Raw genomic sequence first — 14494 nt, 5'->3', positions numbered from 1 at the left:
TCCGTTTTGTCTTCCATCAAATCACTTTTAAGAATGGCATGTTTATCACGAGGATCGTAATTAAACTGTTTATTTGTTAAATCGTGTTTCTTGATTTCAGATCCTTGATAGAAGATACGAATAGATTTACCATCAGTATCCGGTTTGATTTCAACCTCTTTTCCGATATAATTAGGGGAGACAGAGTATTGATGGTTTTGAAATCTAATCATTGAGTCTTGCGATACTTTTCTGGTTTGGACGCTGTCGAAGTATCTTGTGAGATCGTAATTGAGAGGCCGGAAATGCTCTTTTTCTTTTGTCCATAATTCAACCGGCTTCCGGTTATTGCTTTGTGACTTCTCGTGATTTAGGCGTTTGGCTAATCGATTAACGATATCATTCAGGTCATTAATGGTACAGAACTCTCCATCGTAAGGCTTCAGTCGTCCCATCGTTCTTGCCAATGCTTCAACGCAGCCTTTGGTCTGCGGCCTAAATGGCCGACAAGCGATTGGATGAAATCCCGCATCATGACTAAATGATAAGAATCGTTCGTTAAATCGATGATGGTGAAAGTTACTTAATTTATGGTCAACGACAGTCGACATATTATCAAACCAAATCTCTTTGGGAATTCCACCGGTAGCCTTAAAGGCTTCAAATAAACATTTGAATAAAGTATCCTGTTTCTGATCCAGGGTTAGTTTTAAAAACTTGAATTTGGAATAAGGCAAGACATATAAGAAAATACTGAATGTATGTGAAACACCGTTCCAATCGGTCATTGTGACCTGTTCTTTCCAATCAACTTGAGCACTTAATCCAATTGTATGCTCAACTCTAATCGTTGCCTTTTTTGTTTGTGCTTTACGAAAACGACGACAATAATCTTTAACGATTGTGTACTTGCCGGTAAAGCCTTTTTCAACGATAAAGTCATAAATCGATCTGGCAGAACAACCTGCAGCGTATTTGTCTTCAATGATGTCTTGATATCCGTCCAGCTTACTGCGACGGCTACGACGCTTCCTGACAACTGATGTTTTATCGCTCTGAGCTTTTAAATATGCCGCTTTGACGGTTCTTGGATCAACGTCATATTGTCGTGCAACAGCGGAGTAATTTGGTTTTATCTTCTCTAACACAAAATATCTCATCCTTTCGTAAACGTCTTTTCGCATACTCATCACTTCCTCAAAAGATTAATAAAGTGAGTATACAAAAAATGTAGGAAAACCGACAATTTTAAACCGCCGATTTCCTACATTTTACAACCGCCCTTTACAATTGGTTTTATTCTTCAAAACGTGCACTTTCACGAGCGTTTATGTTAAAATGGATTAAGATATTCTGATAATAAAATGAAAGACTTGAATAAGAGGTTTTCTGCTATGCTACTTAAAACTTTAATTAAACCCAAAAAAAAATTAACCACGGTCAAAGAAGACTGCACGCTTGAAGAAGCATTGCATATTTTGGAAGATTCAGGCTATCGCTGCGTTCCGATTTTGGATGAATCAGGAAAAATTTTCCGCGGCAACATCTACAAGATGCACATCTATCGTCACAAATCACGCGGTGGCGACATGAACCTTCCTGTTACGTATCTTTTGAAAAATGCCACGAAATTCGTTTCAATCAATTCAGCATTTTTCAACGTTTTCTTCTCGATCAAAGACTTGCCGTACATTACGGTTCTTGATGAAAACAATTATTTTTACGGCATCTTGACGCACACGAGCCTGCTCGACATGTTGTCACAGTCATGGAACGTCAATGTCGGAAGCTACGTTTTGACGGTCGTTTCGGCAGGTGATCGCGGTGACCTTGTTGAAATGTCAAAAATAATTACTAAGTATACGTCAATCGCCAGCTGCATAACCCTTGACGTCCAACAAGGAGAATTCGTTCGTCGGACAATGTTCACTCTTCCGGCAGACGTTTCGCGCGAAAAGCTTGAAACAATCGTCAAGGCGCTCGAAAAGAAAAACTTCAAGGTCCCTGAGATTGAAGATCTGCAAATATAAAAACTTTTGAGAAATTTTTGCGTCAAAAAGAGAATGGTAAAAAGGTCCGTTTTCCTCTTGAATTAAACGAAAAGCCGAACGAAGGCGGTCGGATTGCGACTGACTTTGGCCGGCTTTTTTAATTTTCAATGAATAAAAACTATTTTTTTCAAGCAGCAGTACTGCTCAGCCAATTCAGCCAAGCTCCCAGTCAAATTTACCGCCAAACTATTTGGGGTTGTTTCCATCATAACAAGCGTCATGCATACAAAAAACCGGATCAGATTTGCAATTGATTGCAAATCATCCGGTTTTTTGATTTGAGACAGAATTTTTTCAGTCTCTTTTAATTTGAGACATGTTTTTTATGCGTTTCATCTAATCATTACTTGGTCACGTCAAGCACCAAATCGACATATTCTTTTTTCGGATGAAATTCATCATGAACGATCAACGTGCTTTCTTTTACGCGCCACCTCGTTTCGGTATCTCCGACCATCAAATAATCGCCAGCATGCAAAATATCCGGCAAATCAACGATTATTTGACCTGAACCGTTTTGAATCGGCACGTTCGCATTGATTTGTGTTCGATACATAAAAAATCACTCCCTGAAATTATGCTTTAGCATAAGTAATTGCCAATGTGAAAATAAGCAGTAAAACCTTTTCTGAAGTAGTAAGTACGAGAATAATTAAAAGCGATGTCGTTTTTTAGATAATTGACCTCTTCAATCGACATCACAGCTTGACCGACATTGCTTTCCGATGCCTGTGCCTCAGCTTGCGTCAATTCGTGCACGCTGATGTACTCGTCACCGCTTCTTATGTCAATCTCGTAAGCTTCTTCAATAAATTTGAAAATTGATTGTTCACAGGCTTCTTTGAAAAGATACGGCACGATGCTTTTCAAGTAATACGCATCTTCCAGACTAAACACTTCGTCTTCATTGAATCTGAGACGTTGTACCCGATATACCAAATCCTCTTCCGAACATCCAAGATATCTGCTGATTTCTTCTCCTGCAGGAATCACTTCAAGCTTGAGAACCCTGGATTTTAACGAAAAATTATCTCCAAGTGCCTTAAAACCAACTTTGTTTGCCATATTGATCACATTTTTTCGACCGTGCAGCGGACGATTGACGAAACATCCGCTGCCTTGAACGCGCTTGATGACACCCTGATTGTACAAAGCATCAAGCGCGTTTCTGATCGTATTGCGACTGGTGGCATATTTTTCCATCAGATCTGCCTCGCTTGGCAGCCTGTCCGTGTAAAAACCATTATTAATCTTGCTTGCCATATCTTTGGCGATTTCTTGATATTTCATTGACACATTTTCTCATAAAAAGACCGGAGAATCCCCGATCTTAATTGTCTAATTCATAAACATTCAACGGCTGAGAGGAATCCCCCTCAACTCCTTCTCCATCATTTGTTTCCTTTAATATTAATCAATCCCACGCTGATCTGCAAAGCATGATCAACATCACCCAATTTTTTTTTGCTAAGACAACAAATCTTGTCCCTTAATCTTTGCTTGTCAATCGTCCTTAACTGTTCCAATAGAATCACGGAATCTTTTTCCAAACCTCGTTTGCCCGGCTCAGAAGCCTTAACAGCTACATGGGTCGGCATTTTAGGCTTCGAAATTTTGGACGTGATTGCTGCAACGATTATCGTCGGACTGAACCTGTTGCCGATATTATTTTGAATAACGACAACGGGTCTCAATCCGCCCTGTTCCGATCCAACGACCGGCGACAAGTCCGCATAGAAGATGTCTCCTCTACGCACATCCAAAGTGCTGCCCATGGAATCAACTCTTTTCTATATCATACAACTGTCGTCAAATTCTTGTCGCACACGCATAATAGAAATCATTACAGATATCCCGGTTGATTTCACCCATTTCGACATAGCCACTGATCAAGTTTTGAAGATCTGAGTGATGATCCGCAATGTATCTAGCATAGCAAGGATTATCAGAAATTTCTCCAGGACTAACATCATAGAAGTCGCAAATTTCATATAAATCGCTATATTTCAAAACAACTGCAACCTGATTATCATTGTTAAACATCGCAAATCACTTCCTGCATCTTAAATATTAAGAAAATTTTAACATGAAGATATGAATAATCTGCAAAAAATAGATAGTCATTTTAATATTTCTTAATAAATTCCCTTGGAACCCTTTCTGAAACGGAGCAAAGAATTTCATAATGTATCGTGTCGGCATAATCGGCAACGTCCTGCGCGGTAATGCGCTTGCCTCCGTTTTCGCCGATCAGCGTCACCTTCGTTCCTTTTTCCATCTCATAGGGTAATCTTACCATAAATTGGTCCATACATACACGTCCGACACTTTGACAATATTCGCCATTGATCAAAACCTTGAACCCTTGCATGCGTCTTAGCCAACCATCGGCATACCCGAGCGGAACGGTCCCGATCCATTGCGGCTCGTCAACGGTGTATGTTTTGCCGTACCCAATGCCTGTTCCCGGTTCAAGCAGCCTTACCGAAACAAGCTCGCTTTCAAGCGTAAAAGCAGGCTTGATTTCACAAGGAAGTTCCAACTCTCTCCCGGACGGATTGAGGCCATACATCGTAATCCCGTAACGAACGGCATTTCCGCCGCAATCATCATGCCACATCGAGGCTGCGGAATTTGCAACATGAACGTAAGGCGGCAAATCATCCAACGCATCCTTCAACTCATTGAATTTTTCAAGCTGCTTTTTATAATACGAATCATCTTTCGTATCTGCACAGGCGAAGTGCGTAAAAATTCCCTCAAATTCGAACTGATCGCTGTTTTCCTTCATGAATGCTTCTGCTTCATGAACTTTTTCTCCATTGACGAATCCGATTCTTCCCATCCCGGTATCAAATGCCAGATGAACTTTAAGCTTCAGCCCTTGCGCTTTTAACAGCGGTTTTGCATTTTCAAGAAAATCCAGATCTCCGACGGCAACCGAAAGATTGTTTGCAGCAATCACATTTGACTGTTCAGCCGGACAAACGCCAAGAATCAAAACCAAATCATCAAACCCTGCATTTCTGAGTTCGATGCCCTCATCGATGATTGCCACGCAAAAGCCGTTTGCACCAGCTTCTTTGGCCGTCCTGGCAACCTCAATCATTCCATGTCCGTAAGCATTTGCTTTCACCACGGCAAACAGCTTCTGATCGTCACGCATCCGCTTCTTTTCAATTTCAATATTGTGTTTTATAGCATCAAGGTCAATCACGGCCTTGGCATTGCGATGAATTCCAACAACCATTATTTCATCTTCCCTCAAAAATTATTTTTTCGATTCCAAGATTACCTCAGTCATTACGCACGTATCCGTATGCGAAATCGAAACGTGCGCAATCAACTCATCTTGTTTAGGATGAGAATTAACGTAAGGATTTCCCAAAGCGTCATTTAGGATCTCGATTCCTTGAAACGAAACCTCTTTGCCGATTCCGGTTCCAAGCGCCTTGCCGTAAGACTCTTTGGCCGAGAATCGTCCAGCCAAATATTCAAAACGTCTTTTATCATTCAACCGCTCAAAAACCTCAAGCTCGCCAGGAGTCAAGACCTTGCCGGCAAACGTTTGTCGCTTTTCTTGAGCTTGGCGAATTCGGTCGATATCGGTCAGATCAATTCCAAGACCATAAATCATTTTTTCCCTCCAAAACAATCATGTGTCAATTTTACAAAAGCATACCGGATAAAATCAAGAAACCTTAAAGAAAATTCAGAAAAAGCGGTCACTTTTGTCAAATCTGCGATTCCGACCTGCTTAGTCCTTCTTGTTTCTTATCGTAAAGTTGCGTTTGCCTGTTTCTTGACGCTTGCTTCGATCATATTTTTTGTCCCGACCGTTTTTCCGATCATTATAGTATCCCTTGCGCTTTGATCCCTTGACGTTTCTGTTTCGAGGACCATAAAACTTCTTGTTTGAACTCTTTCTTCTCGGAAGAGGACGCTCAGGCGTAATCTTGACAGGAACAGAACTGGCATCATCTTTGGTCATTTCATTCAGCAATGCCGCGACAAGTTCGACCGCATCATACTGTTCCAAAAGCTCATTTGCTTGTTTTTCATACTTTTCGGTCTCAGTTTTTTCAACCAGATCCTTGATGTCTCCCAAAGCACTGGAAATTTGTCCGATGAAAGCTTCCTTTTCTGTCGGTGGACGCAACGGCTCCATGCGCTTTTTGGTCAAACGCTCAATCACGCGCAGATATTCCATTTCATTTGGCGTGACGAACGTTACGGAAATGCCGTGATGCCCGGCGCGACCGGTACGTCCAATGCGGTGAACGTAACTTTCAGGGTCTTGGGGAATATCATAGTTATAAACGTGAGTAACGCCGGAAATGTCCAACCCCCTGGCCGCAACGTCTGTCGCAACCAAGATGTCCAAACGTCCTTCTTTAAACTTCTTCAAAATGTTCATGCGACGTTGTTGTGTCAGATCACCATGAATACCGGCAGCGTTGTATCCTCTGGCTTCCAATCCCTTGGAAAGCTCATCGACGCGGCGCTTCGTTCGACCAAAAACGATCGTCAATTCAGGAGCCTGTACGTCCAAAATACGCGTCATGATATCGAATTTTTCATATTCGCGCGCTTTGACGAAATACTGATCGACCAAATCGGTCGTAAGCTCTTTTGCCTTGATCTTGACAACTTGCGGTTCATGCATGAATTTTTCGCCGATTGAGCGGATTGTCTTTGGCATCGTTGCGGAAAAAAGCAGCGTCTGTCTTTCTTCCGGAACGTTTTTGATAATTGCTTCAATATCTTCCAAAAAGCCCATGTCGAGCATTTCGTCGGCTTCATCCAAAACAAGCGTCTTAACATGCGACAAATCGACAGTCTTACGATTAATATGGTCAAGCAGTCTCCCCGGCGTTCCGACCAAAATCTGCGGAACGTGCTTTAAAAGCTTGATTTGGCGTCGAATATCTGCTCCGCCATAGACAACCTGAACTTTGGCACGTTTGTCTTTGCCTAAACGATACAGTTCCTCTTGCGTCTGAATCGCCAATTCACGTGTCGGCGATATGACGATTGCCTGAATGTGTTCTTCTTTAACGTCGACATGCTGCAAAATCGGCAAACCAAACGCAGCCGTTTTGCCCGTCCCGGTTTGAGCCTGACCAATAACGTCGATACCGGCCAAGACAAGCGGAATGGTTGCTTCCTGGATCGGTGTTGCTTCTTCAAATCCGCTCCGCTTGATTGCCTTTAAAAGGTCTTCTTCAAGACCAAGTTCATTAAATTTCAAAAAAATAATTCCTCCTATGCCGCACAAAAAAATGCAGCCACCTACACAAAACTACAGAATCACGCTCTGTATTTGCACAAATCAGATGCATCAAAAAAATCCGATGTCTGACAATAAAAAGACAGCTCTCCTTTTTAAAGTGAAAACTGCCTCTTCCACAATTATCTACCTGAGTTCGGCCAAAACATCTTCAAGATGAATGCCGTGGCTTCCCTTCAGCATCACCATATCTTCTGAGCGGAGCCGCTCTTTCAAATCAGAAACAAGTTGTTCTTTTTCCCCCGTCGCATAATGATGAATCTTACCTTGATCAAACTTGTCAGTCAATGCTTCAGCGAGATTTTTCATCAGCGGTCCGCACAAAAAGACCTCATCAACCTTTTTCGGGTCTATTTTGTCAGCAAGGCCTGCATGCATTTTCGGTCCCTGCTCGCCAAGTTCAAGCATATCACCTAAAACTGCGTAACGCCTGCCGGTTGTTTCAGCATTTTGAAAAGCCGTCAAAACCTCCGCGCAAGCAGTCGGATTGGAATTATAAACATCGCTTAAGACATCCGCTCCATTTGATGCCTTGACCCACTCTGTTCTGTTCCTGGTCAAATCAAAATGTTCAAGCGCTTTGACCATGCTGCGCGGATCAATTTGAAATTCGGAGCCGACGCAAAGCGCAGCCAATGCGTTCTTGACGTTGTATGCTCCGATCATCGGAATCGTAAAATTCAGTTCCGGCCACTGCTTAACCCTGAAACTCGTCTTTTCAGCATCGCTTACGATATTTTGAGCCTGCAAATCGACATTTGCTCCCGTCCCGAACGTTTTGGTTTCAAAATCAAGCTTTTCAGCACGTTCGATTAAAAGCGGCTCATCGCCGTTATAGACCAGTACGCCGTCTTCTTTTAATGCATGGGTGATTTCCATCTTGGCATCGGCAATTCGATCACGCGTTTTGAAAAACTCAATATGCGCTTCACCAATCATCGTAATTACGGCAACGTCAGGATCAACCAAATGAACCAGATGGTCAAGTTCTCCGAAATGATCCATCCCGATTTCAACGACAAGAATTTCGGTATTCGGTTCCATCGACAGCACAGTCATTGGAACGCCGATGTGATTGTTAAAATTGTCGCGCGTTTTGGCCACGTTAAACTGTGTGGACAAAACGGCAGCAATCATGTCCTTGGTCGTCGTTTTGCCATTGCTGCCGGTGATTGCAACGACTTTCGGATTAATTTTCTGAAGATAATACTTGCCAATCTTTTGTAATGCTTCCAAAGTATCGTCGACAATCAGCAACGGAATTCCTTGCGGACGGTTTTCATGATCTTTCTGCCATAATGCAGCACAGGCACCATTTTGCTTAGCAGCTTCAACGAATTCGTGTCCGTCATTGGAAGCAATAAGCGGAACAAACAATGCTCCTTGTTCAAGGCTGCGGCTATCGAAACTTACGCTCGTAATCGTAATCTGATCATACTGATCCTCAGATTCAATGCCTAATGCACGCGCAACCTCTGATAATTGCATCTTCATGCGTATTTCTTCCTTTCTAGCCAATCTGGCCGTGCGCAAATTCAGCGCAGTTTGCAAATACAGTCCAATGTTATTGTAACATAGTTAATTAGCGCTTTGAAACAAAAAATCCCTTCTTCCTCGCTGACTGCTCAGAAAAAGGATTTTATGCTACATTTTTCTCAAACGTTCGATCCGCTTTTCGGTTGACGGATGCGTATCAAAAAGGTGCGTCCATGACTGATCCTTGAACGGATTCGCAATGTAAAGCGAGGCGCTTGACGCGTCTGCTTCATGCATCGGCTCGCTGTTCGTGATCTTTTCGAGGGCGCTGATCAGGCCCTGAGGATTTCTCGTCAGTTCAACAGCAGATGCATCCGCCAAATATTCACGATTTCTGGACAAGGCCATTTGCGCCAACGAAGCTGCAAGCGGCCCCAGGACAATCGCCAAGATCGACAAGACCATCATAACAAGGTCAAGCACCCCGTTTCCTTCACGATCATCATCATCTCTTCTTGGCCCCCACCATATCGCATGCGAACCAAGGTTTGCCAAAAAAACGATTGCAGATGACAACGCCAAAGCGGTCGTTTGAAGCCTGATGTCATAGTTTCTGATATGTGAAATCTCATGTGCGATCACGCCCTCGATTTCTTCGCGATTCAGCCGCTCCATCAGTCCTCTGGTGACCGCAACCGCTGCATTTTCGGGATTGGGACCGGTCGCAAAGGCGTTCGGGCTTTGATCGTCGATAATAAAAACTCTCGGCATCGGAACTCGACCAACCATTGCCATGTCTTCAACTATATGCCAGATTTCAGGAGCTTGCGACACGTCGGTAATCTCTTGCGCATTGTTCATCCCCATTACGATTGCAGTCGACTGCATCATCGTAATAAACATATAGATGCCGCAGACAACCAGCGCGACGATGATTCCGGTAGCCATACTCGACATATAGACATAGCCGATTGCTGCTCCGATCAACCCGAACAGCGCAATGAAAAATGTCATTACCAAAATCGTCTTGCGCTTATTTGAAGCAATCTGCTGATATAACATTAAAAATCACTCACTTCTTTTAAAACGAAACTTTCGGTGCTTCTTTGGCACCTTCAGGCGTCTTCAAGTAATCAACCGGCTTCATTCCATGAATTGAAGCCACGATATTTGAAGGAATCACTTTGAGCTTTTGGTTGTATGCAGCAACTGATGAATTGTAAAGCTGACGAGAATATGAAATTTTGTTTTCAGTATTCGAAAGTTCTTCCATCAGCTTGGTAAATTCGGTATTTGCCTTCAAATCAGGATATGCTTCCTTCAAAGCAAAAATGCTTTTCAATGCGCCTGAAATCTGATTGGATACTTCCATCTTTTCAGCATGAGCATCTTCAGGCAATTGCGTCAATTGGTTGCGAAGTTCGACGACTTGCGACAACGTTTCGCGTTCGTGTTTTGCATAACCTTTCGTAACTTCGACGAGGTTAGGAATCAAGTCGTTTCGACGCTGCAGCTGAACGTCGATTTGACTCCAGGATTCGTCCGTATAAATCTTTGACTTTTGTAATCCGTTGTAAATTGCAATATATGCAATGACCAACAGAACGATTACTGCGATAATAATAACTGCCATATTTTTTCCTCCTTTACCTGAATAACAATATATCAAATAAAACCAATTTTTTATATAGTTAAACTGGATATTTCATAAATATTTAAGAATTTATCAAACGAATCATTTGCCACCAGCAAAAAAGTCCCCGTCAAGCGACGAGGACCAATTGACAACTACATTAATTTGGCATCATGAAGCAATTCTTCGAGCCATGTTCCCTTAACTTTCTTCAAAGCACCTTTTAAAACGAACTTCGGAACCGGCAGCTCCATCTTGTCCAATGGTTGCTTATCGTTCAAATAGTACGTTGCCTTGAGCAATTCGCGAATATCATAAACGGAATTAAAGACTTCCGGAACGCCGCGGTCAACGTTGAGCAGACTGTAAACTGCTTCCATTGCCGTTCTGACCGAGTATTCCGTCGTGAATACAGTATCTCTTGTCGGTGATTCGGCAAAGTTTCCGATGAATGCCAGATTCTTTGAACCGACAGGCACAACGTCGGGCCGATCGCCCTTCTTTCTCATCTGGAAATATGAAGTTATATACGGCATATAAACGGGAATCGTATTAACGTGCTTTTCTCCTGAATATTCCTTGATCAAATCATCAGGAACGCCCAGATGATAAAGAAGCTCCTGGGTAATCTCTTCGCCCGTGCATTCAACGACCGGCTTTTTGATATAATTGCCAGGCGTGTCTGAGAACAAAGCATAGATCCAAACGACGGTCTCGTTTTCCTTTTGATCCTTGAAGTGCGGCTGACGATGAATCGTAAAGCTCAAAACCCAGCCAGAATCAGTGACGGTAATGATTCCGCCGGTATTTACGCGGTGCTGATGGATGCTGCGCTTGGTCAAACGTTCAAAGTATGGTTCAAGCTGAGCGTCTTTGATCGTCATCGTTGCCGAAACATACCATGCGCGCTCCGGAATGTTTTCGCAAAATACTTCAGGATGACCGAAAGCTTCGTCTTGAGCCGCTAAATTCTTCCACAATGTCCAGCTTCCGCCAAGCTTGTGCGTTACGGGCGCTTTTTTATGATGCGTGCCGTAAGTTGAGCTTTCGACGATTGAGCCGTTCGTGACGTACACAAGGTCGTCTTCCGTCAAATCCAGAGTTTTCTTCTCTCCGGCCTGCTTGTAGACAAGTTTTTTTGCAACCTTTTGTTCACCGTCTTTTTCAACGATGACGTTTTCAACTTGCGTATCGTACCAAAAGTCAACGCCATGATCTTTGAGATATGCCAAAAGAGGTTTTGTCATCGATTCGTATTGATTGTACTTGTTGAATTTGAGTGCCGAAAGATCAGGCAATCCATCGATATGATGAATGAACCGCATCGCATAACGCCGCATTTCAATTACCGAATGCCAACGTTCAAACGCAAACATCGTTGCCCAATAGTACCAGAAATTCGTCTTGAAGAACTCTTCAGAAAAGTAATCTTCAATGCTGATTCCTTCAAGCTTGTCTTCAGGAGTCATCACAAGTTTGACAATTTCGTTTGCGCATTTGCCCAAGCCGTACTGCCCGTCCGTTGGAACGCGATCACCGCGATTATGAATCAGACGACAGTTCGAAGAATTTGGATCATCCTTATCAAGCCAGGCATACTCATCGAGATAAGATGCTCCGGGAATCTCCAACGAAGGAATCGACCGATACATGTCCCACAGACATTCAAAGTGATTTTCCATTTCGCGCCCACCGCGAATGATATAGCCGTATTCCGGACGATTGATTCCGTCAAGAGAACCTCCCGCCACGGGTTCTTCTTCTAAAACATGAATCTTTTTTCCTTCCATATGCGCGTCACGAACCATGAAAACTGCTGCTGCAAGTCCGGCAAGACCGCCGCCAACGATATATGCGCTCTTTTTTTCTGCGTCTTCGGGTTTCCTGGCATCCATAAATGCCTCATAATTTCCGTTTGAATGATACATGTTGTTCACCTCGTTTACGAAAACTGTACTTCATTAACACATGCTCATTATAGCATTGTTTTTAAGCGCTTTCATTGGAAAAGAATTATATCGCCCAAAATGTCGCATTCAAAGATACTGGACATAATTAAAAATGAGGTTCGAAATTACGAACCTCATCAGCAGTGGATGCAACGCTACTAGTATCCGCGTAAGTTCTTGGCGTCTGAATCAAGTTTTGCAAAGCCGGAGCCAGATGCCTTCTTAGGTTGCTTAGCGCGGTCTTCCAAAGCTTTACGAGCCATTGCCTTGCGTTCTTCCTTGCTTAACTTCTTAGCCAATATCTTTCGCCTCTTTTCGCGATTTCCACTTGTGAATCAACTTCACGCCTTCTATTATAATCATGCAAATCGCAATCGCAAGCAAAAACGCTCGTCAATCGAACAAAAAATTATTGACGAGTCGATCGACCTGTTTATTTTCATGAAGCTTGGAATGCTGTGCCATCGGTCCCTTGATCATTTTTTCATCATAGTATTTGACACGATCTTTAATCAGCCATCTCAAAGATCTGGCTGAAGCATTCGTCACCAGATAGTCAGAATTGGTTCCGTCTTCCAAATTGCCATAAATGTTCAGGACAGAAACTCCTCTTGGAAAATCGTCTCTTTTTTCATAATAGCTTTGATACGCTGCATTTTGCCAGACCGGCTCCCCGTTTTCCTTGATTCTGTTTTGGTTCGGCACGTCATCCGTGAAGATTACGCCGTCAAACGGTCCCGCGATCGGAACGAATTTATGCAGTCTCGGGCTGTTTTTGTCGCGCAAATTCAGTGCCCAGAATAACGTTACGGGTCCTCCCATCGAATGACTGACGATATTAATGCGAGAAATTCCGTAACGCTGCCTTAACTCTTCGGTGATCGTCTTCAGCCAACCGGCTTCATCCGGAATTTCGGCTTCGTTGTTTTCAAAGACGACCTGTATCAAAGGATGTTTGACGTCTGAATTCCACTTTCCCGAATAAGTCGTTGCTCCTTGCGGGGAAACCTTGACTTTAAGCACCTTCTTTGCGCCCTTTTCATCTTCTGCAGATTCGATCAGCTGATCGGTCGACCTTTCATTTCCGTGCCAACCGTGAATATAAAGCGTCGGCACCGGCATTTCCGAATACTTCTTCTCGACTGCTTGTCCGGCCTTGATTACGGGACTTTGAATTTTTTGATACGTGAAAAGGATTATTGCAAGGCACCCCGCCGCCATTGTCACAACGTACAATAAAATATTTTTTCTTTTTTTCTTCAGATGTTTCGCCATTTTCCGCCTCTTTGTTATTGAATAAAATTCAGATTGCGCTTAAAATATTAACAATATTAAGCCTATCACTTATTTAAGACTTTTTGAACCTTGAGGTGAACAAAATGATCGTCAAAGAAACAACTTCAACCAACAGCCCCACCTATGAGGATGCATTGTCGATTCGTCATGAAGTCTTTATCACCGAACAGAACATTCCGTTCGAACGTGAAATCGAAGGTGAGGAGGGCAAACATTATTTTGTCGGATACGTTGGAACGACTGCCGCCGTCTGCGCCAGAACTTTTCTGGAATCTCCCGGAATCTGGCACGTTCAGCGCGTTGCATGCCGCAAGGAATATCGCGGCATGCATCTTGCGAGCGAATTGATGCGCTTTATAGAAGAAAAAGCTTCTGATTCAGGCATCAAGCTGATCACGCTCGGAGCACAGGATCAGGCTGCTCCCTTTTATGAACGACTCGGTTTTAAAACGATCGGCGAAGGGTTTTTTGATGTCGGCATCCCCCATCATCGCATGGACAAGGAAATCTGACTTGCAAAAAATCCGTCAGTGCGTTATGATGGTTTCATGCGATGAGTCGAGAGGGACCAGGCAACTTCGGTTGTTCCGCTGCGGCGGCTGGTGGTCATTTTTCGAAGCGGGGTACAATGTTGCCGGATTGCAACGTGCCTGGTCGGATGCATTGTGGAGTGCTGCCGGCCCTCCGTCATCGATGGAGCGCATGGGACTTTTGCGGCAATGATTGTCGCAGAAGTCCTTTTTTGTTTTAAATGACGTTTTACGGGCAAATTTCCAAAATCGCTGTTTTGCCCGTAACCGAGGGCTGGCTTTTACGGGCA

16 protein-coding genes are annotated in these 14494 nt (G+C 43.3%); 2 read left to right on the top strand and 14 right to left on the bottom strand.

What is annotated here, in order from left to right; translation table 11 throughout:
* A partial coding sequence (istA, locus tag BMZ95_RS02335) for an IS21 family transposase (RefSeq protein WP_074786393.1) occupies positions 1-1163 on the bottom strand: 1163 nt, incomplete at its 3' end.
* Between the two features lie 210 nt (positions 1164-1373).
* Between istA and cbpA the strand changes: the two genes are divergently transcribed.
* Complete coding sequence (gene cbpA / locus BMZ95_RS02330; RefSeq protein WP_014072910.1) at positions 1374-2009, top strand: cyclic di-AMP binding protein CbpA; 636 nt, start codon at positions 1374-1376, stop codon at positions 2007-2009.
* Positions 2010-2373: 364 nt separating this feature from the next.
* Here cbpA and BMZ95_RS02325 read toward each other — a convergent pair whose 3' ends face one another.
* The 13 genes from BMZ95_RS02325 to BMZ95_RS02270 form a co-directional block, all read right to left on the bottom strand.
* Positions 2374-2586, bottom strand: coding sequence for a hypothetical protein (locus BMZ95_RS02325; RefSeq protein ID WP_014072909.1), 213 nt, complete (start codon positions 2584-2586; stop codon positions 2374-2376).
* Between the two features lie 26 nt (positions 2587-2612).
* On the bottom strand, positions 2613-3320 hold the full coding sequence (locus BMZ95_RS02320; protein ID WP_014072908.1) for a GntR family transcriptional regulator: 708 nt from the start codon (positions 3318-3320) through the stop codon (positions 2613-2615).
* Positions 3321-3421: 101 nt separating this feature from the next.
* Positions 3422-3805: a type II toxin-antitoxin system PemK/MazF family toxin gene (locus tag BMZ95_RS02315; RefSeq protein WP_014072907.1), complete on the bottom strand. Its 384-nt coding sequence runs from the start codon at positions 3803-3805 to the stop codon at positions 3422-3424.
* Between the two features lie 34 nt (positions 3806-3839).
* Positions 3840-4073: a hypothetical protein gene (locus tag BMZ95_RS02310; RefSeq protein WP_014072906.1), complete on the bottom strand. Its 234-nt coding sequence runs from the start codon at positions 4071-4073 to the stop codon at positions 3840-3842.
* An 82-nt stretch (positions 4074-4155) separates the two neighbouring features.
* Positions 4156-5280, bottom strand: coding sequence for an alanine racemase (gene alr / locus BMZ95_RS02305; RefSeq protein ID WP_014072905.1), 1125 nt, complete (start codon positions 5278-5280; stop codon positions 4156-4158).
* 21 nt (positions 5281-5301) lie between these two features.
* Positions 5302-5667, bottom strand: a complete 366-nt coding sequence (gene acpS, locus BMZ95_RS02300) for a holo-ACP synthase (protein WP_014072904.1) — start codon at positions 5665-5667, stop codon at positions 5302-5304.
* 120 nt (positions 5668-5787) lie between these two features.
* A complete protein-coding gene (locus BMZ95_RS02295; RefSeq protein WP_014072903.1) occupies positions 5788-7281 on the bottom strand; it encodes a degradosome RNA helicase CshA in 1494 nt (497 codons plus the stop codon).
* A gap of 165 nt (positions 7282-7446) precedes the next feature.
* A complete protein-coding gene (locus BMZ95_RS02290) occupies positions 7447-8814 on the bottom strand; it encodes a UDP-N-acetylmuramoyl-tripeptide--D-alanyl-D-alanine ligase (RefSeq protein ID WP_014072902.1) in 1368 nt (455 codons plus the stop codon).
* Positions 8815-8964: 150 nt separating this feature from the next.
* Positions 8965-9858 (bottom strand): zinc metalloprotease HtpX, encoded by an 894-nt coding sequence (gene htpX / locus BMZ95_RS02285; protein ID WP_014072901.1) that lies wholly within the window; start codon positions 9856-9858, stop codon positions 8965-8967.
* A 19-nt stretch (positions 9859-9877) separates the two neighbouring features.
* Positions 9878-10429: a LemA family protein gene (locus BMZ95_RS02280; RefSeq protein ID WP_014072900.1), complete on the bottom strand. Its 552-nt coding sequence runs from the start codon at positions 10427-10429 to the stop codon at positions 9878-9880.
* 155 nt (positions 10430-10584) lie between these two features.
* Positions 10585-12357, bottom strand: coding sequence for an oleate hydratase (locus BMZ95_RS02275; protein WP_046922233.1), 1773 nt, complete (start codon positions 12355-12357; stop codon positions 10585-10587).
* 179 nt (positions 12358-12536) lie between these two features.
* A complete protein-coding gene (locus BMZ95_RS11240; protein WP_014072898.1) occupies positions 12537-12677 on the bottom strand; it encodes a hypothetical protein in 141 nt (46 codons plus the stop codon).
* Positions 12678-12771: 94 nt separating this feature from the next.
* Positions 12772-13653, bottom strand: a complete 882-nt coding sequence (locus BMZ95_RS02270) for an alpha/beta hydrolase (protein ID WP_074786390.1) — start codon at positions 13651-13653, stop codon at positions 12772-12774.
* Positions 13654-13757: 104 nt separating this feature from the next.
* Here BMZ95_RS02270 and BMZ95_RS02265 point away from each other — a divergent pair, with 104 nt between their 5' ends.
* Positions 13758-14186 carry a GNAT family N-acetyltransferase gene (locus tag BMZ95_RS02265; RefSeq protein WP_014072896.1) on the top strand — a complete coding sequence of 143 codons (429 nt, stop codon included), beginning with the start codon at positions 13758-13760 and terminating at the stop codon, positions 14184-14186.
* Positions 14187-14494 lie beyond the last annotated feature (308 nt).

The organism is Ligilactobacillus ruminis DSM 20403 = NBRC 102161 (genome assembly GCF_900113455.1).
GTDB classification, from domain to species: domain Bacteria; phylum Bacillota; class Bacilli; order Lactobacillales; family Lactobacillaceae; genus Ligilactobacillus; species Ligilactobacillus ruminis.
This window is presented reverse-complemented; position numbering and strand designations above follow the sequence as displayed.